18 protein-coding genes and 1 tRNA gene are annotated in these 22,080 nt (G+C 72.3%); 11 read left to right on the top strand and 8 right to left on the bottom strand.

Annotation, left to right across the window (positions count from 1 at the left end; genetic code table 11):
* The first annotated feature begins 35 nt into the window (after positions 1-35).
* Both yicI and ABZ234_RS14695 read left to right on the top strand, forming a co-directional pair.
* Entirely contained in the window at positions 36-2,366 is a 2,331-nt protein-coding gene (gene yicI, locus ABZ234_RS14700) for an alpha-xylosidase (RefSeq protein WP_355012357.1), read from the top strand.
* A 171-nt stretch (positions 2,367-2,537) separates the two neighbouring features.
* Entirely contained in the window at positions 2,538-3,092 is a 555-nt protein-coding gene (locus ABZ234_RS14695) for a TetR family transcriptional regulator (RefSeq protein ID WP_355012356.1), read from the top strand.
* A 52-nt stretch (positions 3,093-3,144) separates the two neighbouring features.
* On the opposite strand, the gene ABZ234_RS14690 is transcribed toward ABZ234_RS14695, so the two are convergent.
* Together ABZ234_RS14690 and ABZ234_RS14685 are read right to left on the bottom strand one after the other, a co-directional pair.
* Complete coding sequence (locus tag ABZ234_RS14690; RefSeq protein ID WP_355012355.1) at positions 3,145-4,152, bottom strand: SDR family NAD(P)-dependent oxidoreductase; 1,008 nt, start codon at positions 4,150-4,152, stop codon at positions 3,145-3,147.
* A 338-nt stretch (positions 4,153-4,490) separates the two neighbouring features.
* A complete protein-coding gene (locus tag ABZ234_RS14685; RefSeq protein WP_355012354.1) occupies positions 4,491-5,984 on the bottom strand; it encodes an MFS transporter in 1,494 nt (497 codons plus the stop codon).
* Between the two features lie 304 nt (positions 5,985-6,288).
* On the opposite strand from ABZ234_RS14685, the gene ABZ234_RS14680 reads away from it, so the two are divergent.
* Positions 6,289-6,978 carry a TetR family transcriptional regulator gene (locus tag ABZ234_RS14680; protein WP_355012353.1) on the top strand — a complete coding sequence of 230 codons (690 nt, stop codon included), beginning with the start codon at positions 6,289-6,291 and terminating at the stop codon, positions 6,976-6,978.
* Between the two features lie 39 nt (positions 6,979-7,017).
* Here ABZ234_RS14680 and ABZ234_RS14675 read toward each other — a convergent pair whose 3' ends face one another.
* Together ABZ234_RS14675 and ABZ234_RS14670 are read right to left on the bottom strand one after the other, a co-directional pair.
* Positions 7,018-7,164 carry a hypothetical protein gene (locus ABZ234_RS14675; RefSeq protein WP_355012352.1) on the bottom strand — a complete coding sequence of 49 codons (147 nt, stop codon included), beginning with the start codon at positions 7,162-7,164 and terminating at the stop codon, positions 7,018-7,020.
* A gap of 195 nt (positions 7,165-7,359) precedes the next feature.
* A tRNA-Pro gene (locus ABZ234_RS14670) sits at positions 7,360-7,433 on the bottom strand.
* Between the two features lie 358 nt (positions 7,434-7,791).
* On the opposite strand from ABZ234_RS14670, the gene ABZ234_RS14665 reads away from it, so the two are divergent.
* A complete protein-coding gene (locus ABZ234_RS14665; RefSeq protein ID WP_355012351.1) occupies positions 7,792-8,259 on the top strand; it encodes a hemerythrin domain-containing protein in 468 nt (155 codons plus the stop codon).
* 45 nt (positions 8,260-8,304) lie between these two features.
* Here the strand turns inward: ABZ234_RS14665 and ABZ234_RS14660 are convergent, their stop codons facing one another.
* The 3 genes from ABZ234_RS14660 to ABZ234_RS14650 form a co-directional block, all read right to left on the bottom strand.
* On the bottom strand, positions 8,305-9,291 hold the full coding sequence (locus ABZ234_RS14660; protein WP_355012350.1) for an aldo/keto reductase: 987 nt from the start codon (positions 9,289-9,291) through the stop codon (positions 8,305-8,307).
* Between the two features lie 98 nt (positions 9,292-9,389).
* Positions 9,390-10,556 carry an NAD(P)-binding domain-containing protein gene (locus tag ABZ234_RS14655; RefSeq protein WP_355012349.1) on the bottom strand — a complete coding sequence of 389 codons (1,167 nt, stop codon included), beginning with the start codon at positions 10,554-10,556 and terminating at the stop codon, positions 9,390-9,392.
* A gap of 190 nt (positions 10,557-10,746) precedes the next feature.
* Positions 10,747-11,100 (bottom strand): cupin domain-containing protein, encoded by a 354-nt coding sequence (locus tag ABZ234_RS14650; protein ID WP_352985989.1) that lies wholly within the window; start codon positions 11,098-11,100, stop codon positions 10,747-10,749.
* Positions 11,101-11,268: 168 nt separating this feature from the next.
* Here ABZ234_RS14650 and ABZ234_RS14645 point away from each other — a divergent pair, with 168 nt between their 5' ends.
* Complete coding sequence (locus tag ABZ234_RS14645) at positions 11,269-12,258, top strand: DUF5937 family protein (protein ID WP_355012348.1); 990 nt, start codon at positions 11,269-11,271, stop codon at positions 12,256-12,258.
* A gap of 134 nt (positions 12,259-12,392) precedes the next feature.
* On the top strand, positions 12,393-12,884 hold the full coding sequence (locus tag ABZ234_RS14640) for a very short patch repair endonuclease (RefSeq protein ID WP_355012347.1): 492 nt from the start codon (positions 12,393-12,395) through the stop codon (positions 12,882-12,884).
* On the opposite strand, the gene dcm is transcribed toward ABZ234_RS14640, so the two are convergent.
* Positions 12,840-13,964 carry a DNA (cytosine-5-)-methyltransferase gene (dcm, locus tag ABZ234_RS14635; RefSeq protein ID WP_355012346.1) on the bottom strand — a complete coding sequence of 375 codons (1,125 nt, stop codon included), beginning with the start codon at positions 13,962-13,964 and terminating at the stop codon, positions 12,840-12,842. The two genes, ABZ234_RS14640 and dcm, sit on opposite strands and share 45 nt — an antisense overlap.
* A gap of 1,045 nt (positions 13,965-15,009) precedes the next feature.
* On the opposite strand from dcm, the gene ABZ234_RS14630 reads away from it, so the two are divergent.
* The 5 genes from ABZ234_RS14630 (at position 15,010) to rox (ending at position 22,061) form a co-directional block, all read left to right on the top strand.
* Positions 15,010-15,894 carry a hypothetical protein gene (locus ABZ234_RS14630; RefSeq protein WP_355012345.1) on the top strand — a complete coding sequence of 295 codons (885 nt, stop codon included), beginning with the start codon at positions 15,010-15,012 and terminating at the stop codon, positions 15,892-15,894.
* Between the two features lie 36 nt (positions 15,895-15,930).
* On the top strand, positions 15,931-16,623 hold the full coding sequence (locus ABZ234_RS14625) for a hypothetical protein (RefSeq protein ID WP_355012344.1): 693 nt from the start codon (positions 15,931-15,933) through the stop codon (positions 16,621-16,623).
* Between the two features lie 82 nt (positions 16,624-16,705).
* A complete protein-coding gene (locus tag ABZ234_RS14620; protein WP_355012343.1) occupies positions 16,706-18,142 on the top strand; it encodes a hypothetical protein in 1,437 nt (478 codons plus the stop codon).
* A 14-nt stretch (positions 18,143-18,156) separates the two neighbouring features.
* A complete protein-coding gene (locus ABZ234_RS14615) occupies positions 18,157-19,983 on the top strand; it encodes a DEAD/DEAH box helicase (RefSeq protein ID WP_355012342.1) in 1,827 nt (608 codons plus the stop codon).
* Positions 19,984-20,621: 638 nt separating this feature from the next.
* Positions 20,622-22,061: a rifampin monooxygenase gene (rox, locus tag ABZ234_RS14610; protein WP_355012341.1), complete on the top strand. Its 1,440-nt coding sequence runs from the start codon at positions 20,622-20,624 to the stop codon at positions 22,059-22,061.
* Positions 22,062-22,080: the final 19 nt, after the last annotated feature.

Here is a 22,080-nt window from a genome sequence, read left to right as displayed (position 1 = left end):
CGAACCGACACCAAGACGAGAGGGGCAGTCCGCCCATGAAGTTCACCGACGGCTTCTGGCAGATGAGGGAGGGCGTGCGCGCCCACTACGCGCGCGAGGTCCGCGACGTCCGCGTGGACGGGGACCGCTTCACCCTCTACGCGCCGGTGCGCCCCATCGGCCACCGCGGGGACACGCTCAACACGGCGCTGGTGACGGTCGACTGCTGGTCGCCGGCCCCCGGCGTGATCGGCGTCCGGACCACCCACCTGGCGGGCTCGGTGCGGCCCACGCCCGAGTTCGACGTCCGGGGCGCACCCGGCGCCGCCTCGGTCCGGCGCGACGGCTCCACCGTCGAGCTGACCAGCGGGGGGCTCTCGCTGACGGTGGGCACCGACGGCCCGTGGCGGATGGAGTTCAGCGCCGACGGCGCCACGCTGACCGGCGTCGACGCGAAGGGGACCGGCTTCGTCGAGGACGCGGACGGCTCCCACCACATGCTCGGACAGCTCTCCCTGGGGATCCGCGAGCTCGTGTACGGCATGGGCGAGCGGTTCACCCCGTTCGTGCGCAACGGCCAGACCGTGGACATCTGGCAGGCCGACGGCGGAACGAACAGCGAGCAGGCCTACAAGAACGTCCCCTTCTACATGACCAACCGCAACTACGGCGTGTTCGTCGCGCACTCCGGACCGGTGTCGTTCGAGGTCGGCTCGGAGTCGGTGGGCCGCGTGCAGTTCAGCGTCGAGGACCACGCCCTGACGTACTACGTCGTCCACGGGGCGGACCCCAAGGAGGTGCTGGACCGGTACACCGCGCTCACCGGCCGCCCCGCCCTGCCCCCGCAGTGGTCCTTCGGGCTGTGGCTGTCCACGTCGTTCACCACCTCCTACGACGAGGACACGGTGAACCGGTTCGTCGACGGCATGGCGGACCGGGGCGTGCCCCTGAGCGTGTTCCACTTCGACTGCTTCTGGATGCGCGAGTTCCACTGGTGCGACTTCGTCTGGGACCCGGATGTCTTCCCGGACCCCGTGGGGATGCTCTCCCGGCTCAAGGCCAAGGGGCTGCGGACCTCGGTCTGGATCAACCCCTACATCGCCCAGCGGTCGGCGCTGTTCGAGGAGGGCTCCCGACTGGGGCACCTGGTCCGGCGGCCGGACGGGACGGTGTGGCAGTGGGACATGTGGCAGGCCGGGATGGCGCTGGTCGACTTCACGTCCCCGGCCGCCCGGGAGTGGTACGCCGGCAAGCTCAAGCCCCTGCTGGACATGGGTGTGGACTGCTTCAAGACCGACTTCGGTGAACGGGTGCCGACCGACGTCGTGTGGTCGGACGGCTCCGACCCGCACGGCATGCACAACTACTACACGCAGCTGTACAACGCGACGGTGTTCGACCTGCTGCTGCGCGAACGGGGCGAGGGCGAGGCGGTCCTCTTCGCGCGCTCCGCGACGGCGGGCGGCCAGAGCTTCCCCGTGCACTGGGGCGGGGACTGCGCCTCGACGTTCGAGGCCGTCGCGGAGAGCCTGCGCGGAGGACTGTCGCTGGGGCTGTCGGGCTTCGGCTTCTGGAGCCACGACATCGGCGGCTTCGAGGGCACCCCGGACCCGGGGCTGTTCAAGCGCTGGCTCGCGTTCGGCCTGCTCTCCTCGCACAGCAGGCTGCACGGCAGCCGCTCCTACCGGGTCCCGTGGGAGTTCGACGAGGAGTCGACCGACGTGGCCCGCGCGTTCACCCGGCTGAAGTGCGAGCTCATGCCCTACCTGTTCGGGGCCGCCGTCCAGGCCCACCGGCGGGGCACGCCCGTGATGCGCGCGATGGTGCTGGAGTTCCCCGAGGACCCGACCTGCCACCACCTGGACACGCAGTACATGCTGGGCGGCGACCTGCTCGTCGCCCCCGTGCTGAGCCCCGACGGCTCCGTCGAGTACTACGTGCCCGAGGGGGTGTGGACCCACCTGCTCACGGGGGAGACCGTGCGGGGCCCGGGGTGGCGCCGCGAGGTCCACGGCTTCGACTCCCTGCCGCTGCTGGTGCGGCCGGGCGCGGTCCTGCCCGTCGGCGCGGTGGGCGACCGCCCCGACTACGACTACACGGACGGCCTGACCCTGCGCGTGTACGGGGCCGGGGCCCCGGCCGCGCCGACCGTCGTGACCGTGCCGGCCGCCGACGGCTCCGACGCCGCCGTCTTCCGGGTCTCGCGCTCGGAGGACCGGGTCACCGTGGAGGCCGACCCGGCCCCGGCCCGGGGGTGGAGGGTCCTCCTGGTGGGCGCGCCCGGAGCCGTCCCCGCCGCCCCCTCCACCGAGGCCGCCGACGGGGACGGCGGCACCCTGGCGTCGGCCCCCGCGGGCGCCACGAGCCTGAGCCTGCGCCTGCCCTGACCGGGGACGGCCCGGGGAGGACCGGCTCCGGTCCTCCCCGGGCCGCGTCGTGCGGTCCCTCCGTGCGGGGCCTCCTGCGGCGGGGGTCCCGACCGGCCCCCGCGGGCCGTGGCGTGACGGGGCGGCGCGCAGCGGGACGGGCGTCCGCCGGCCACGCCCTAGAATCGCACGGTGCCCCGACGCGACCCCGAGATCCCCACACGCGACGCCATCGCCGCCGCCGCGGCCCACCTGTTCGTCGAACAGGGCTACTCCCGGACCTCGGTCCGCGAGATCGCCGCGGCGGCAGAGGTGGACCCCGCCCTGGTCATCCGCCACTTCGGCACCAAGGAGCGGCTGTTCCTGGAGACCGTCCGGATCGGCTCCGACCGGGCGCCCTTCCTGGGCGGGCCGATCGAGACGCTCGGGACGCGGTTCGTCGACTACGTCCTCACGGTGGACGACCACACGCGCGGCATCTACCTCGCGCTGATCCGGGCCAGCGACGCCAGCACCGTGGGGTCGCGCCTGCACGAGGCCCACGAGACGGCGTTCGTGCGTCCGCTGGCCGAACGCCTCTCCGGCCCCGACGCCCTGCTCCGTGCCCGCCTGGCCGCCGCACTCGTCGGCGGCCTGCTCTACAGCCTCTGGGTCGTCGGCGACAAGGAGCTGGCCGACACCGACCACGGGGAGGTCGTGGCGCGTTACGGCGCCCTCCTCCAGGAGCTCATCACCCCCGGGGACTGAACGCGTCCCGGCGCCCGGCCCCCTCCTCGCGGGGACCGGGCGCCGGCGTCCGTCACTGGACGGACCAGCCCCCGTCGGAGGCGAGCACGACGCCGTTGACGTTGTCGCTGTCGTCGCTGAGCAGCCAGGTGATCGACGCGGCGAGCTTGTCCGCGTCGGCCACCTGCGGGATGAGCCGCATGAACTCACCGATGCGGGCCTTGCCGAACTCCGAGCCGAAGGTCGCCTCGATCCCCGTGGCCACGGGCCCCGGGGCCACCGCGTTGACCCTGACCCCGTGCGGTCCGTACATGAACGCCGAGCTGCGCGTGATGCCGACGACGGCGTGCTTGGAGGCCGTGTAGGCGATCCCCGCCGCGTTGCCGCGCAGCGCCGCCTCGGAGGCGACGTTGACGATCGCGCCCCGCCCCGCGGCGAGCATGGCCGGGACCACCGCGCGCGAGAGCTTGAAGGTGCCGTCGACGTTGACCGCGAAGACGCGTTCCCAGGTCCGGTCGCTCACCTCGTGCAGGGGCGACATGTCGTCCATGATGCCGGCGACGTTGGCCAGGCCGTCGACGCGCCCGCCCGCCGCCTCGACGATCCGCGCCACGTCCTCGTCACCGGTGATGTCGGCGGCGACGGGCACGACCGTGTCCTCGGGCGAGGCGTCGACCAGGGACCGGAGGCGGTCCTGCGCGATGTCCACGGCGATCACCCGGCCGCCCTCGCGCACGATCCGCGCGGCGGTGGCGCGGCCGATCCCCGAGCCCGCTCCGGTGACCACGACCGTGCGTCCGGCGAACCGCGCACCGGTCGCGAACGCCTGCGGCTCCTCCTCGACGACGGGGGCGACCCCGCCGTTGGCGCGGAGCACGAGCTCGTCGACGAGCTCCTGCGGGAACCGGTCGCCGGCGATCTCGACGAGTTTGGCCAGCGAGAGCTTGCCGACGGGGCGCAGCGCGTCCGCGTCCTGTCCGGACCCCTCCAGCAGTTCGCGCAGGACCGGCCCTCCGGCGGGGTGCGCGAGCCACTCCTCCACCGTGTTCCCGGCGGTGATGGGCGTACCGTTCGCGGTCATGTCTCCTCCTCGCCGGCGGGGTGCCGATCCCGCCGCTCGTGTGGGCCGTGCCTTCCACGACCCTGCTGTCAACTTAGTTGACACCCATGCCACCCTAAGCGACGGGAGGAGCACGCGACCCGGGTGGGGGCTGCGACCCTGCTCTCACCAGGGCGGGAGGAGGGCCCGCCCCGCCGAGGGCCCCCGCCACGGGGCCCGACGACGACCGCGCGTGTCCCGCACGGAGGGCCGTGAGGGACACGCGCGGATAGGGGCGGGTGCGTGAACGGGCGGGAGCGGACGGCCGGGGGCCCCGCGCCCTGGACCGCCCGGGACGGACGGCCCCGGGCGCGCACCGGTCAGGCGCCCCGGGTGGCCGCGGCGCCGACGGGCTCCGCGGTTCCGGACGCGGGCGGGTCCTCCGCCGAGGGCTTCCGGCGCCCGGGCAGGAACGCGGCGATGGCGAAGGCGGTGAGGGCGGCGAGCCCGCCGATGGCCAGGACCAGGGTGAAGGCGCCCTGCGACGGGAGGTCCTGGCCGCCCACCGGCAGGGTCATGCTGGTCAGGACCATGCCGGTGACGGCGCTGGCCACGGAGGTGCCGATGGAGCGCATGAGGGTGTTGAGGCTGTTGGCCGCGGCCGTCTCGGACCGCGGCACAGCCGCCATGACCAGCGCGGGCATGGCGCCGTAGGCCAGGCCCACACCGGCGCCGATGACGGTGGAGGCGATCATGAGCTGCCAGATGCCGGACATGAGCAGCAGGCTCAGGCCGTAGCCGACCGCGACCAGGAGCGCGCCGCACATCAGGGTCGTCTTCGGGCCCATGGCGCGGGACAGGCGCGCGGAGAGCGGCGCCATCACCATCATGACCAGCCCGTTCGGGGCCATCACCAGCCCCGCGACCAGGATCGTCTGCCCGAACCCGTACCCGGTGGCCTCAGGCAGCTGGAGCAGCTGCGGAACGACCAGGGACATGGCGAACATGGAGAACCCGAACACCAGGGAGGCGGTGTTGGTGAGCAGGACCTGACGGCGCACGCTGGTGCGCAGGTCGACCAGGGGGTGCGGGGCGCGCAGCTCCCACCAGCCCCACACCAGGAGCACCACGGCCGCGGCGGCGAGCATCGCCCCGGGAACGCCGCTGCCCCAGCCCCAGTCCGAGCCCTTGGACACGGCCAGCAGGAGCAGGAGCAGTGCCACGGACAGGCCGACCGACCCGGGCAGGTCGAACCTGCCCCCCGCACGGACCCCCGAGTCCGGGACGAGCGTGCGCACCAGGACGGCGGCGGCGCCGGCCAGCGCCGCGGCGACCCAGAACAGCGTGTGCCAGTCCGCGGTCTGGGCGAGGAACGCCGCGGCGGGCAGACCGAGCGCACCGCCCACCCCCAGGGACGCGCTCATCACCGCGGTCGCCCCGCCCAGGCGTTCGGGGGGCAGCTCGTCGCGCATGATGCTGATGCCCAGCGGGATGACCCCGGCCGCCAGCCCCTGGAGGGCGCGGCCCACGACCATCGGCACCAGGCTGTCGGCGAGGGCGCAGAACACCGAGCCGACCACGAGGACCGCCAGGCTGAGGACCAGCATGGGGCGCTTGCCGTACATGTCGCCCAGGCGGCCCACCGTGGGGGTGGCGACCGCGGCGGCGAGCAGTGTGGCGGTGATCGCCCACGTCGTGTCCCCGGGGGTCGCCCCGAGGAAGCCCGGCAGCACGGGAACGAGGGGGATGACCAGGGTCTGCATGAGCGAGACGACGATGCCGCTGAAGGCGAGGACGCAGATGATCACGTTCGGCCGGGCGGGAGGGCGCGCGGACGTCCGCGCTTCGGATGGGCTGGTGCGGGCATCGGTCATCGAGCAGGAACCCCCGTATTCGGACACGCGAAAGCGCCGACTTTTAAGTCAGGCGCATGACTTAGACTAACAGGACGTACCGGGCCGACTCCACGCCCGGCGGGAGTGAGGGAGGCCATATCAGCGAGGAAAACGCCGACGGCTCCGGCGCCCGCTCCCGCCGGGGACGGGCACGACCCGCACACACGTACGCGTCCGAGGGGCGCGGCCCCGACGGCCGCGCGCAGCCACGGACCGGGCGACGGGCACCGCTGCCGGCGACACGGGGCAACCATCCCGCGCGGAGATCGGTACGGTGGTCGGCATGAGCGGCAGGGTGGCGAGGTCGGAGCGGGTGGCGGCGACGCGGGAGACGATCCTGTCGGCGGCGGAACGGCTGTTCGCGGAACACGGCATGGCGGGGGTGTCCAACCGCCAGATCGGCCAGGAGGCCGGACAGGGCAACAACACCGCCGTCACCTACCACTTCGGCTCCAAGGAGGGGCTCGTGCGCGCGATCGTGCGCCGCCGCACCGGGCCCGTCGAGGACGTGCGGCGCCGCATGGTGGCACGGGTCGACGGCTCCTCCGAGGTCAGGGACTGGGTGGCGTGCATGGTCGAGCCCCTGGCCCAGCACCTGGACGACCTGGGCACACCCTCCTGGTACGGGCGCTTCAGCGCCCAGGCGCTGGCCGACCCCGCCTTCCGGGGGATCGTCTCCCGGGAGGCCATGGAATCTCCTTCGCTGGTGCGCACCGGGGAGGAGCTGCGCAGGTGCCTGCCCGACCTGCCCGCGCCCGTGCGCCGCGAACGCCAGGACATGGCCCGCCACCTCATCGTGCACACCTTCGCCGAGCACGAGCGGGCCCTCGCCGTGGGCGAGCCCACCCCCAGGGGCTCGTGGCACGAGGCCGCCACCGGCCTGACCGACGCGCTTACCGGCCTGTGGCTGGCCCCCGTCACCGCCCCCTCCGCCCGCCCGGAGCCGAGCGCCGCGGGCGACCGAGCCCGCTGACCCTCGCGGCGGCCGCAGGGGCCATGCCGCCCCGCGGGTTCAGGGGGCGATCCTCCGGCGGAAGCACACGCGGTCCTCATCGGGCCCGTCGTGGCCGGTGTGCACGGGCAGGCCGCCGACCTCCCGGCCCCCGGCTTCCAAGGTGAATCCCATGGCGCGGTGGAAGGCGACGGAGCCGACGTTCACCGGAGAGGTACCCCGCGCACCCGCGTACGGCCCGTCCCGGCGGGCCGCACGGGCATGACGGCCCGCACGCCTCCCTGCCGGGCCCTGCCCGAGGAAGCGCCGGGCGACGGCCCGCACGCCCGCGCACACCCACCCCGGAAACGCGAAAAAGGGCCCGCCCTCAGGCGAACCCTTCTCCGAACTGCTGCTTCCCTGTCGGGACGGCGGGATTTGAACCCACGACCCCTTGACCCCCAGTCAAGTGCGCTACCAAACTGCGCTACGTCCCGGCCGCTGGGCGGGCGCCGTCTCCGGTCCCGCCAACAGGTAAAACTGTAGCGCATCCGGCAGTGCTCTCGAACCGCCCACACCTTTCGGACGGCCCGCGTCCGCGGGCGGTCGCGACCCGGTGGACCGGCCGCGCGCCCCGCCGGGAGCGGGGCGCGGAGGCTTCCCGTGTCCCTGCCTGCTCCCGGCGGCGGCGAAGCCTCCGCGATGGCTCGCCGCAGAAATCCGGGGGCGTCGGCTCCGCGCGGTACCGTGGGGCGTTTCGCGCTCCCGAGCCTTCCGCAGGACGCCTGCGCGCCGCGCCCACGGCACCACCGCCGCGGGGCGTTCCTCCTTTCACACGACACCTGGAGCCACGCATTGACCGAGCAGAGAGTGCACGCCTGGGGGCGCGAGCTCCGAGACGTCCACCAGCGGCTGCGCGACGCCCTGGAGGTGGCCCGCGAGGCCATCACCGACGGCGCGGGGGCCGGGTCCGTCTCCCGCGACCTCCGGCTCTTCTGCATCGGGTTCTGCACCGCCCTGAACGGCCACCACACGAGCGAGGACGCCGCCCTCTTCCCCCTCCTCCTGGAGCACCGCCCCGACCTCGCGCCCGTCGTCGCGAAGCTCAAGCAGGACCACAGCATGATCGAGTACCTCATCGCCGGCCTGCAGAAGGCCGTGGACTCCGGACACGGCGCCGAGGATCAGCTGCGCCACCTCGACGGGATCGAGGCGGTCATGGAGACCCACTTCCGGTACGAGGAGAAACAGATCACCGGCGTCCTCGACGAACTCACCGACGAGGGGCTGGACAGGCGGACCCTGCTGGGCCCCCTCGCCTGAGCCCCCGCAAAGGTCCCTCGGGACGAGCCCCGTCCCACCGCAGGATCAGCCGAGGTCCTCCTCCCCGAGCAGCCCCTCCCCCACCAGGTCAGACCACAGCGCGTCCGGCACCGGTCGGGCGAACAGGTCGGCGTTGCGCCGGGCCTGCTCCGCCGACCGCGCGCCCACGAGGACGGTGGCCACCGCCGGATGCCGGGCCGCGAACGCCATCGCCGCTCCCGGCAGGGACACCCCGTGGCGGCGGGCGACCCCTGCGACCGCGGCGGCCCGGGAGCGCACCTCCGGCGACGCCGCCGCGTAGTCGTAGGTCGCGCCCTCGACGGGTTCGTCCGTGGCGAGCACTCCGCTGTTGAACACACCGGCCGCGATCACCGACACCCCGGCGCGCCGGCAGGCCGGGAGCATCGTGGCCGCCGCCGACCGGTCCAGGAGCGTGTACCTCCCGGCGAGCAGCACCGCGTCCACGTCGGTCTCCACCGCGAAGCGCTCCAGCATCCCGGCCTGGTTCATGCCCGCGCCGATCGCGCCGACCACCCCCTGGTCGCGCAGCTCGTGCAGCGCGGGGTAGGCCTCGCCCACGGCCTGTTCCCAGTGGTCGTCGGGGTCGTGGAGCAGGACCAGGTCGACCCGGTCCAGTCCGAGCCGCTCCAGACTCCCCTCCAGTGATCGCAGCACTCCGTCCGCGCTGAAGTCCCACCGGCGGGTGTGCGTGGCGGGGACGTCGAAACCGTGGTCGTCGCGTTCTCCGCTCCGGTGCGGGGCCGGCTCCAGCAGCCTGCCGACCTTGGTCGACACTGTGTACCGGTCCCGGGGCAGGCCGGCCAGCGCGCGTCCCAGCCTCCGCTCGGAGAGGCCCAGCCCGTAGTGCGGGGCGGTGTCGAAGTACCGCACACCCGCGTCCCACGCCGCCCGCACGGCGTCGTGGGCGTCCTCCTCCGCCACCGCCCGGTCCATGCCGTTGCCGATCCCCACGGCGCCGAACCCGAGCGCGCCGACCTCCACCCGCGAGCGTCCCAGCCTGGTCGTCCCCATGCGCTCCCCTTCTCCGTGTGCCCACGGACAGCTCTCGAACGCTGCGGCCCTCGCCATCCCTCGCCGGAGCCGGCGTGCGTGCTGCGCCGGGAACCTGTCTAACCCACGGGAGCCGGATCCGCCACGGGGGCACGGAGCTCGGCGACGACCTGCCGTGCGACGGCGCGGCCGGCGCGGTTGGCCCCGATTGTGCTCGCCTGGGGACCGAAACCCGCGAGGAACAGGCGGGGGTTGCGCACCGAGCGGCCCTGTTCGACGCGGACGCCGCCGCCGGGCTCGCGCAGGCGCAGCGGTGCCAGGTGGGTGAGCTCGGCCCGGAACCCGGTGGCCCAGATGATGGCGTCCACGGGGGCGAACGTCCCGTCGGCCCAGCGGACCCCGTCCGGTTCGACCGAGGAGAACATCGGCCGGGCCACGAGGAGCCCCCGCTCGGCCGCGGCCAGGTTCTCCGGGGTGGCGGGGAGGCCGGTTCCGCTGACGATGCTCGGGAGCGGCCGCCCGGCCCTGGCAGCCTCGTCGGCCATCCGCACGGCCGTGACGCCCGCGTCCGGGTCGCCGGTGAACTCGACGGGTCGGCGGGTGGCCCACACCGTGGCCGCCGCCACGCCCTCAAGCTCGCGCAGGAACCCGACCGCGGAGGTGCCCCCGCCCACGACGAGGACGCGCTTCCCCCGGAAGTCCTCGGCGGAGCGGTAGCCGGGTGTGGTGATCTGCGTGCCCCGGAACTCCGCGGCGCCCGCGAAGTAGGGCCGGAAGGGGCGTGCCCACGTCCCGCTGGCGTTCACGAGGACCCGGGCGCCGATGTCGCCCCGGTCGGTCGTGAGGAGGAACCCTCCGCGGCCGTCCTCGTGGACCCCGGTGACCTCGACGGGTCTGCGCACGTCCAGCGCGAACGCCTGCTCGTAGCGCTCGTAGTAGTCGGCCACGACCTCCCTGGCGGCCCTCGTCCGGTCCGCGGTGGCGAAGCTCAGACCGAGCTCCCCCATGCCGGGCAGGTCGTCGACCTTGTGCGCCGTGTCCAGCCGCAGCGACTCCCACCGGAACTGCCAGGCCCCGCCCGCACCAGGCCCGCGGTCGAGGACCACCAGGTCCGAGCCCGGGGTGAGCCCGAGGCGCCTCAGGTGCCAGGCCACCGACAGGCCGGCCTGTCCCGCGCCCACGACGACCACGTCGGCCGAGCCCGGCAGCGCCGTCCCGGGTCCGCCCGTGCGGCCGTGCTTCGCTCCGGGGGCGCCCGGCCCGCCACGACCCTTCCCGTCCGCCATGTCCGTCCCTTCCGTCGTCCGCTGTCAGGGGGCAACAACGGCGGCGGGGGGTTCATGCCGGATCCCCGGCGCCCGCTCCGGGACGGACACCCGGCGGTACGTGGAACGGCTCGGCTCCGATCCAACGGATCGGGAACGGGTGCGGCGGCGCGAGTGGTCCTGCGCCGCCGCACCCGTGCGGGAGGGGGCTTCAGTCCTTCCACTCCTGGATCATCGTGTCCGAGGCGTGCACGCACATGAGGCGCAGCCGCCCGGTGCCGGTGTTGGTGAACCCGTGCCACACGTGGGGCTGGACGACGGCGGTGTCGCCCGTCCTGGCGACGATCCGCTCCTCCCCCACCGTGATGGTCGCCTCCCCCTCCAGGACCGTCCACGTCTCGGTGTACGGGTGGCGGTGCAGGCCGGGCCCCTGGCCGGGGTCGTTGTCCACGAGGAAGAAGGAGATTCCGGAGCCGTGGAGGTAGCCCTCGAACCGCAGGGTCCGGGAGTCGCCGACCAGCAGTTCCTCAGCGGGCACGACGGCCGGCGCGGTCACATCGCTCATGGTCCTCACCCTTCGAACTCGAACTCGACGACGGGCCGCACCCCGACGGGGCCGACGGTGGCGGGGTCGTAGTGGTACAGCAGCGCGAACTGCACGTTTCCTCCCGGGGGGCTTGTCCTGATGCCTCCACTCTGGCGCGTCGGCCCCGTGCGCCTCTACTCTTTCGACATGGGTCGAAACCTGGTCCGGTTCCAGATCGGCGCCACGGACATCTCCTCCATCCGTTTCGGCATCTCCCCCGGCCACGAGCTGTGCCACGCCGTCCGTGTACTCCAGAATCCGCCGGACCACCCCCTCCAGTGGGGCTGGCTCCGCTCGGTGCGCTCGGCCATGCCCCGGGAGGCCTTCGGGGTGCTGCGGACGGTGATCGGCCCGGAGGGCTACTTCCCCGACTTCCTCACCTCGACTCCGACGTGGGACATGGCCCCGGCCGACGAGGTCGAACGCCTGCGCCGGGTACCGGCCGAGTCCGTCCGGGCGGACCTCACCAAGGTGCTCGCCCGCTCGGAGGGGCTGCGCCACCGGATCATCGCCGACATGTTCGCCTACCCGGAACGGACCCGGGCCCAGGTGGCGGACGCCTGGGAGGAGGTCTGGGAGGCCGCGCTGGCCCCGCACTGGCCCCAGATCCGACGGCTCATCAGCGCCGACATCGACCTGCGCGTGCGCCGCGTGGGCGTGGACGGTGTGGCCGCGATGGTCGGCTCGCTCCACGGCTCCGTCGCGTGGCACCGCGACGCCATCGAGATCGAGATGCGCAAGCACAGCGAGGAGGTCGACTGCGAGGGCAGCGGGGTGGTGCTCGTGCCCTCCGTCATGAGCACGCCCCGCTGCTCCGTGCTCACCGAGCCGCCCGCGCAGCCGACGCTGTTCTACCCCGTGCTCGGGCTCTCCGCGTCCTGGACGCAGGAGCGCTCGGCGGTCGAGGAGTCCCTGGTGGAACTGCTCGGTTCGGGCCGAGCCCGTGCCCTGCTGTCCCTGGACGGCCCCCGGTCGACGTCGGAGGTCGCCGACGCGTGTGCGACGGCCGTGTCCACGGCGTCGCACCACCTGACGATCCTGAGAAAGGCCCAGCTGGTCCACAGCCGGCGTGACGGGACGCGGATGCTGCACGCCCGCACTCCGCTGGGCGAGGCCCTCCTCGGGGCGGGAGCCTGACCCGCCCTGCTCCGCCGGAGCGGGTAGCCTTCCCACCGTGCAACTCTCCGACATCTCCGTACAGGGCGCCCCCGGTACGCCCTCCACGAGCGGTTTCGCTGAGCCGGGGCCGGTACAGCCGCGGGCAGGCACGAGTGGTTGAGCCGCCAGTTCAGCACGGGGCCGGGGGCTGGAAGCCTCCGAAGGGGTCGTGGGCGTCTTCAGCCGCCAACCGGCGCAGTATGCGCGGCAACCGCAGCCGCGACACCAAGCCCGAACTCGCACTCCGCAGCCTCGTCCATGCCGTCGGCCTGCGCTACCGCGTGGCGGCCAAGCCGCTGCCCAAGATGCGGCGGACCGCAGACCTGCTGTTCCGCCCCACCCGTGTGGCGGTGTTCGTGGACGGCTGCTTCTGGCACGGCTGCCCGGACCACTTCGTTGCGCCCAAGACCAACCCCGGGTACTGGGAGGACAAGATCAGCGGCAACGTCAGCCGCGACCGCGACACCGACTCCCAGCTCGCGGAGGCAGGATGGCTGGTGCTGCGCTTCTGGGAGCACCAGGATCCCGCCGAGTGCGCCGAGGTCGTCGTCGCGGCCGTCTCAGCCCGTAAGGGTGAGCTGCAGCGGTCCCGTCTGCTCGATTAGCCCCGGAGGCTGGCACTCGGGCAGCGCGGCATCGGCGTCCGCGGCCTTCAGTGCGTCGAGGATGGACTTGCCCACCGCCTCGGCCACCGGCGACGGGAACGCGTTGCCCACCTGCCGGTAGGCGGCGGTCTTGCGCCCGATGAACTCCCACTCCTCGGGGAAGCCCTGGATGATCGCGGCCTGGGCGACCGTGAGCTTGGGCCCGCGCTCGCCGAACAGGTCCCGGTCCTCGTCCTTGGTCTTGCCGAGGTCGTCAGCGACGCCGTGCCCGTCCACACCCAGTTCGGCCCAGGCCCGCTTAGCGCGTGTGGGACCCAGGTCCGCTCCGCCGTGCTTCTTCGAGCCGCCCACGAGGGTGGGGGCGACAGTACCCCGCTCCTCGGCCTTCTTCTTCCACCTGCGGTAGTAGTCCATCGCGTCGGGGCGCTCCGAGGCGGCGTAGCGCGCCCTCATGCTCGCGTCCAGCGCTTCGGCGACCTTGACGGGGGCCGCTCTGCCTCGGGACGGCTGGAAATGGGCAGCCTCGTCCGCGTGCATGGCGACCAGGATCGCGCGGGGGCGGAGCTGGGGTACTCCGTAGTCCCGGGCCTCCAGCACCTCCCATCCGAGGATCCGGTAGTCCATCTCCTCCAGGCGTGCGCGGATGCGGTCCCGGTAGGAGGCGAACTTGTGGAAGGGCTCGAGCAGACCACGCACGTTCTCGATCATCACCGCGCGGGGACGCAGCTCACTCACCATCTCGAGCATGACGGGGAACAGGTCCCGCTCGTCGTCCTCGCCCAGCTGCTTGCCGGCCAGGGAGAAGGGAGGACAGGGGACGCCTCCGGCCAAAAGGCTCAGGGAGTCAGGGGGCACTACCTGCTTGAGGGCGTCCATGTCGAAGTCCGTCAGGTCCCAGTCAAGGACCTCACAGCCCTCCCACCCCTGCTTGCGGGTGTTGTGCCGCAGCGTCTGCACGGCGTGGGGGTCGACCTCGATGAGCGCCCGGTGGCGGAAGCCGGCATTGTGCAGCCCCACCGCCTGCCCGCCCGCGCCCGCGCAGATCTCCAGGGACGTGTACTCGCCCTCCCAACCCGACATCCTCTGCCTTTCTGTCCTCGCCCCGCCGGCCGCTGCGGTCCGGCCGCACTGCACTCATCGAACACCCGGCGGAAAGACCGCTTCCGACCACGATGGTGTCATGGGGTGCGGGCGAAACCGCCAGCGCATCGGCAGGAGTTCCCCCACAGGATCCGAGGTGCTTCTGAGGGGCGATTCTACGCATGTGCCGGAGCGCAGGAGCAGAACTGGGAGAGCCCCCGCCGCAGCGCCTCGAAAGGGCGCTGCGCAGCGGAGGCCTCCCCCCTGCGCCGGCACCCCTCCGCTAACCGGGGGTTGGTCGAACCGCGGGCAGGGAAGAGGCCGCAGACGTGCCGGGAGAGCCCTGGTCCCCCGGCAGGAGAGTGCCGGGAAGCACAACTCCGGTGTGGCCTTCGGCACACCGGCACCCTGACTCCCGCCGGCACAGGAGAGGAGAGACGCGCTCCCGCTTGCCTGCCGCCAACAGCAGAGGCGCCAGCAGTGTGCGTCCGGCACCCTCCCGTTAGGCCTTCCCACACGTCGGCGTCGTCGCCCTCAGGCAGATTCGCACTACCCAGGCACGCCAGAAAACTACATTAAAAGGGATATATAGGGACAATATGCCCAAAGGTGGGATCATAGGATTTCCCTTCTCCGTGTCCCGCCGCCGACAACACCGGGGCGGCAGACTTGCCTGCCGGTCCGAGAGGCAGTCAAGAAACTGCAAGTAACTGCAAGAGCAAAACCCGGCACATCTCCTTCCAAATCCGAAAAAACTAGGTAAAGTCGGTCCTCGTCACCTGCAGAGCGTGCGGCGGTGGAACGCGATCCGTTCCCCTCCGACCCGCACGCCTTGTTCCTCCTGTGCGCTCACCGACGGCCCGCCTCCGCGAGACAGGAGTCGCGCATACCCCTACCTTTCAGGCGGACGAGAAAGCGAGACCCCCGACAGAACGCGGCGCACAAGAGCCCCCTCCCCCGAACGCCTACAGGCACCGGACCAGCCTTCCCGAAGGACTTCCGGGCTCTCTGCAGCGCCCTACAGAAACCAGATACGAGGTAAGCCATGCCCTCTTCCTCCCCGAACCCAGGGGACAACGACGCCTCCCTTTTCGCAGACTTCCTGGCGGAGCTCCTCGCAGAACACGGGCTCCAGCAAAGCCAGGTGGCAAAGGCTGCGGAGAAGGTCGCCGAGCGCAACACGGGTGAGCGGGGCCGCCTGCACCGCGTCTCCTGGTCGACCCTGAGCAGGACCCTCAACAAGAAGTTCATCCGCCCGCCGACACGGGCCAAGTTCAACACCCTCGCCCTGGCCTGCCTTTATGCGGCAAGGGAAACAGCAGGCGAGGCCGACCCCCTGCCGGACCTCCGCGAGGCGGACCGGCTCTGGAGCCAGTGGCAGGAGTTCCGACGGCAGTCGCTGCCCGTAGAGCTCCGGGGTTACCGGCAGGGTCACCAGCGGCCCGCTGCCGCTGCCGCTGCCGCTGCCCGGCCCGCCCCGGCCAAGCCCCTCCGGAAGGACGCCGAACAGCTCAGGTACGAGGCGGCCTACGGGAGGGCGGGCACCGCCCTGCTCGCCGCTGCTCGCTCCCCGGAGGCAGCCCCGGAGGCGGCCCTGGTCCTCGCCCTGCTGCGCCTCCTCGACAGTCACCCCGGGGAGGGGGAGACCTGGCTCCTGACGGCGCAATCCCTGGGGAGCGCGGAGGCGGGCAGCCTCCTGGGGGTCCAGGCACCGCAGGAGCGGAAGCTCAGCGCGGCCCGGCAGGCCGTCAAGACAGCCGCTTCCGCCAGCAGCCTCCTCCAGGAGGGGGAGATCCGGCCCCTGCTCCTCGAACGGGCGGCGCGGTCAGGCCTGCACGAGGCGGCACACCAGCTGGCCGCCTACTACGCCGGTGCCGGAGAAGCCGGCCACGCGGCCCGCTGGAGCACAGCCGCGGTCCGAGCGAACTAGAGACAGCACGACACAGACACTGGAAGGAGAGCGCTCATGCGCCCTGTCTGGAACGACCCGGAGCTGCGGTCCGGCACGAGGATCAAGGTCGCCCTGTGGCTCCTGGACGAGGTCGGGGAGGGGAACTTCTTCACCAAGGCCGATCTGCGGGACGCTTTTCCCGGGGTCGAGCAGGTCGACCGCCGTATGCGCGACCTCAGGGCCAACGGATGGGTCATCAACACCAACCGCGAGGACCCAGGCCTGCCGCTGAATACGCTGTGCTTCGTCCGTGCCGGCGACGCCGTGTGGGACCCCCGTGCCCGTCGGAGCGCGCCCCAGGAGATCAGCAGCAAGGAGCGGGCCGCCGTCATGGCAGCCGACGACTTCCTCTGCACCGTGTGCGGTATCGCCGGCGGCGAGGAGTACCCCGACTCCCGCCGGGGGGAGACGGCTCAGCTGTCCGTGAGCGCCAAGAAGGAGACCCTGGAGGACGGGTCGGTGGAGCAGCGGTACGTCACCCAGTGCAAGCGGTGCAAGGCCGGCGGCGCCCAGGATGCGGCCCCGCAGCTGCACGACGTCCTGACAGCCCTCGACATGGTCAGCGCGGAAGAGCGCGAGGAGCTCGCGCAGTGGGTCCGGCGCGGCAGGAGGACCCCCCGCAGGGTGGAGCAGCTCTGGACGGAGATCCGCCGCCTCCCGGCCGATTCGCGCGAGTCCGTGGCCGACCGGCTGCGGAACCAGCCGTAGGTAGACCCCGGGGCCTCAGAGGTCCTGCCGGCCGGGGCCAGCGTGCCCCGGCCGGACCGACACGAGAAGAAAAGGCGTAGACATGAACCCCGCAGAGATCGCGGAGACCCCGGGCAGCAGCGCTGTCCGCACCATGGTGGAAGCACGGCTGGAAGAGGCACGCCGAGCCGGCGGAGCCCCTGAGACCGTACGGGTGGAGTGGCGAGGACAGCCGACCAACTTCAAGGTCGTCACCGTGCCGCTCGACGACCTCCTCTACAACCCGGAGACCCACCGGATCCGCGCGCAGCGCTCCCACGACCCGGTGTTCGACGCCAAGCTCGCGGAGGACCCCTGGTCGAAGGAAAGCCAGGAATACCTGCACAAGCTCCTCCAGTGCAAGCCGGACAACCCCGATGCCACGGACCCCGACTTCGAGAAGCTCAAGGACGATCTGAAGGACTACGGACAGAAGGACGCGGGGATCATCACCCCCAGCGGGATCCTGGTCAACGGCAATACCCGGTGCGCAGCCCTCAGGGATCTGAACAAGCGCGACTTCCGCGCGGCCGTCCTACCTGCCACAGCGACCTGGGCCGACATCGCGGCGGTCGAGCTGGAACTGCAGCTCCGCAAGGACCGCCGCCGCGACTACTCCTACATCAACCGGTTGATCGCGGTCCATGAGCAGACCTCTGCCGGACGCACCCCCGCAGAACTGGCAAAGGCATTCCGGACCACGCCGAAGGCGATCGAACGGGACCTCTGGGTCTACGAGTTCATCTCCGAGGCGATCGAGCGGAGCCGGGAGGAACTCGGCGGAGGGGGCACGACCAGCCTGCGCCTGATGGACTTCGAGGGCCACCAGGAGACCCTGTCGGAACTGCACCGCAGCTACCACAAGGCGGCCGATACGGGCAAGGCCGAAGCGCTGCGGGAGAACCGGCTGCTCGCCATCGTCCTGGGCACCGCCAAGACCAAGGTCCGCTACGTCGGCCACGACTTCCACAACGCCTACCTCGTCCCCAAGCTGGGCGAGGAGTTCGCCCAGCCGGGCAAGCCCGCGGACGAGGCCTTCTCCCTGCCCGGGCTCGACCTCGGCGAGGACCTGCCCCTGGCCGGGGAGGAACCGGAGACTCTTCGCGCACGCGCCTTCACCGACCGGGTCCTCAAGGCCAGGGCCAGGCAGGCCGCCGCTTCCCAGCTCACCGCTGAGGAAGCCGCTGAAGCCCGCACCGTGCTCGACCAGGTGAAGGACGCGGTCGAGCAGGGGGTGCACGAAGCCGAGTGGGTGGACCGCCGCGCCAAGCGCAAGAGCGCTGCGGCCAAGACCCTCCAGGAAGCCGCCAAGCTCGTCAGCGAGTCGACGCAGCAGGCCTCCCAGGCGCGCAGCCAGGACCTCATGGAACACCGTGCCCTGGACGAGTCGCTCCTGGAACTCGCCACTGCCCTGAAGAAGCTCTCCCGCGTCGCCTCCCGCGGTGTGGAGGAGCCCGGCCCCGGACTGTCCTGGCTGCAGGACGCGGTCGCGGACCTGTGAAGGAAGACTCTCCTGTGCCCACTCTCACCATCAGGCTCTCCCCGTCCGGCACCACCGTGGTCCTGGAAGCGGATGCCTCCCACACGGCCGACCTCAGCCGGCTGGCCCACCGTTTCCGCGGTTCCGCCTACCAGTCTCCCCAGGTCGTCCATGTCCCCCTCGACAACTTCCTCTCCAGCGTCCAGTCGCTGACGATCTGGCCGTCAAAGGATGTCCGCTGGGAGACCGCGGTCGTCAACCTCGTACGGGACTCCGCACGTGAGGCGAAGGAAGCCAAGGCAAGGCTCAGCGGCGACGGCCCCTCCCCCTCCGAGGTCTGCGCCGACGACGTCGACGGCCTGCTCGACCCCGGCTGGCTGGCCCCCTTGACCGCTTTCCAGCGAAGGGACATCGGCAGGCTCCTCTCTATGGGGCACGGCGCCAACTTCAGCGTGCCCGGCGCTGGGAAGACACGTGTCGCCCTGGCCGACTTCCACGCCTCGCGGAACCGGGGCGAGGTCCTCCGCATGCTCGTCGTGGCACCGAAGTCGGCTCACGGCAGCTGGACGGAGGAGGTGGAGCTGTGCTTTGAGAAGCCCCCTGCCGTCCACATCGCCGACGGCGGGATGCTGGACCCGCTGGCCGAGATCGTGGTCATCAACTACGAGCGCCTCGCCGGCAGCCAGGACGCTCTGGCGAAGTGGCTCAGCGCGGAACCGTCCATGCTGGTCCTGGACGAGGCGCACCGGATGAAACGCGGCGCGCAGGGCGTCTACGGGGCGGTGTGCCTGGCCCTGGGGCCGCTCGCGCGGCGACGACTCGCCCTCAGCGGCACGCCGGCGCCCAACGGCGCCAAGGACCTGCAGAGCCTCTTCTCCTTCGTCTGGCCCGGCCAGGGGGGGCGGACGGTCGAACGCGCCATCGCCGACCGCAGCCTGCGCGACGCCAGCGCGATCCTCAAGCCGTTCTTCTGCCGGACGACCAAGCAGGAGCTCGGCCTTCCCCCCCTCGACCCCCGTGTCGTCCGCGTCGGCCTCGACGACTGGCACCGGGAGCTCTACTCGGCGATCGCCGGAGAGGAGGGCCTCCGGGCTGCGGGCAGCGGTCAGGGCAGCGAAGGCCTGGAGAAGTACGGCCGTGTCTCCATGTACCTGATCATGGCTGCGGCCTCACCCGCCCTGCTGTCGGAAGGCGGGAGCAAGTACGAGCCCCTGCCCTACGACCTCCCCCGCCTGGAGGTGCCGCAGAACCCGACCCTCAGGCAGATGATGGACAACCTCCCCCGCTACGAGGACTCCCCGAAGTACAAGGAGGCCTGCAAGATCGTGCGCGCGAACGCCGCACGGGGACGGAAGACGATCGTGTGGTCGACGTTCGTCCGCAGCCTGACCACGCTCGAGAAGATGCTGGCCGACTGTGCTCCCGCCGTCGTCCACGGCGGCACCGCTGACCGCGAAGAGCAGATCGACAGGTTCCGCAAGGACCCCGGATGCCTCGTCCTGCTGTCCAACCCCGCGACCCTCGGTGAGGGCATCAGCCTCCACCAGGTCTGCCACGAGGCCGTGTACGTGGACCGGGACTTCACCGCCGGCCGGTTCCTGCAGAGCCTGGACCGGATCCACCGCCTCGGCCTGGCACCCGGCACGGAGACGAACGTGCGGATCCTGATCGCGGAGAAGACGATCGACGAAGTCATCGAGGAGCGCCTGGCCGCCAAGCTGCGCTTCATGGGGGCGGTCCTCGACGACCCCGGGGTCGAGCAGCTCGCGGACCTGGCCGACGAACCCGCCGCCCCGGCCGGGCTGGAGCGCTCGGACTTGGAAACCCTGATGCGGCACCTGCACGGGGATCCCCGGCAGTGACACTGCCCTGGCTGCGCCGGATTCACACCGCCCCGGGGTGGAGACCCAGCTGGCTGCCTGCGCAGAGCTCCGCTGCGTGACGTGACCGGGCCCGGGAGGGTGCCAGGGCGCCCTCCCTGGCCCGTGTCACGTCGCGGATACAGAGGTGCGACGCCGCTGGAACGCGCAGGGGTTGACCGGTCTCGGTGCGGGGGGGCGGTCCTGCTCGTGGTCGCCCTGCTGACGGCCCGCGGCCCCGGGCGCACACGTCTGCCTCCAGGGCGGTACCGGCCACGGCGGAAGAGGACCCCGAAGGAGGCAGGGGGGCTCGGAGGGAGCCCACGTGATCGGAGAAGAGCTCCGCGTCACCGGCTCGGGAGAGGGTCGCCCGTCCGTGTCGAACCGGCGGGGGAAGGAAAAATCCGTCCTTCCACTCTCAACGTATAGCGCACCCGGGGGCTTGCGGCAAGACCCGGGTCGTGCCCCAGAATCATCCCTCGTGGCCGGAACACACGGTTCCGGGAACCACGACACGCGTGTGCCGTCGCAGGTCGGGCGGGGCGCGCGCGGACGCCGTACCGGCGGGGAAGGCGGTCGGTCGCGGGCACCCCCAGGAGGTGCGGGCGGCCGGGACGCCACGACGAGGGACAGGGGCATTCATGATCGACGTGATCGTGGTCGGCGGCGGGCCGACCGGCCTGATGCTGGCCGGCGAGCTGCGGCTGCACGGCGTTGACACGCTCGTGCTGGAGAAGCTGACCGAGCCGACGGGGCACTCCCGCGGGCAGGGCCTGCACGCGCGCAGCGTCGAGGTGATGGACCAGCGCGGTCTGCTGGACCGGTTCCTCGCGGTCAGCGAGAAGTTCCGGGTCGGCGGTCTCTTCGGGGGCGTCACCAAGCCGTGGCCGGAGCTGTTGGACACGGCCCACCCGTACGGTCTCGCCACCCCGCAGCCGGTCACCGAGCGGCTGCTGGAGGAGCGCGCCCTCGAACTGGGCACGCGGATCCGGCGCGGCTGCGAGGTGGTCGGCCTGGACCAGGACGAGGACGGGGTGGACGTCGAGCTGGCGGACGGCACCCGCCTGCGCTCGCGCTACCTCGTGGGGTGCGACGGCGGGCGCAGCGCGGTGCGCAAGCTGGTCGGGATCGGCTTCCCCGGCGAGCCCGCCAAGGTCGAGACGCTGCTGGGCGCCATGGAGGTGACCGCGGATCCGGAGGTGATCGCCGCCGCCGTCGCGAAGGTCCACAGGACCCAGCTGCGGTTCGGCCTCGCCCCCGCCGCCGAGGAGGGCGAGGGGGTGCACCGCGTCATCGTGCCCGCCGACGGGGTGGCCGAGGACCGCGCGGCCGAACCGACCCTCGACGAGTTCAGGCAGCGGCTGCGGGCCTTCGCGGGCACCGACTTCGGCGTGCACTCGCCGCGCTGGCTGTCCCGCTTCGGCGACGCCACCCGGCAGGCCGAGCGCTACCGGGCGGGCCGGGTGCTGCTGGCCGGGGACGCGGCGCACATCCACCCGCCCACCGGCGGGCAGGGACTCAACCTGGGTGTGCAGGACGCGTTCAACCTCGGCTGGAAACTGGCCGCCTCGGTCGGGGGCCGGGCGCCGGAGGGACTGCTGGACAGCTACCACGAGGAGAGGCACCCGGTCGGCGCCCGCGTGCTGGACAACACCCGCGCACAGATCACGATGCTGGGCGCTGACCCGGGTGCGGCGGCGCTGCGGGGGCTGTTCTCGCGGCTGATGGACTTCGAGGAGGTCAACCGGTACGTGACCGGCATGATCACCGCGGTCGACGTCCGCTACGACTTCGGCGAGGGGCACGAGCTGCTCGGCAGCCGGATGCGCGACGTGGAGCTGAGCCGGGGCGGCCGCCTCTACGGGCTGATGCACGGGGGCCGGGGGCTGCTGCTGGACCGGACCGGGCGGCTCTCCGTCGGGGGCTGGGCCGACCGCGTCGATTACGTCGCGGATACCGGCGGGGAACCGGACGTACCCGCCGTGCTGCTGAGGCCGGACGGGCACGTGGCGTGGGTCGGCGAGGACCAGCAGGAGCTGGCCGGCCCGCTGTCGAGGTGGTTCGGCGCCGCCGCGGACTGAGCCGGCGGCCGCCGCCCGG

It is taken from the genome of Nocardiopsis sp. NPDC006198 (assembly GCF_040613895.1).
GTDB classification, from domain to species: Bacteria; Actinomycetota; Actinomycetes; order Streptosporangiales; family Streptosporangiaceae; genus Nocardiopsis; species Nocardiopsis tropica.
This window is presented reverse-complemented; position numbering and strand designations above follow the sequence as displayed.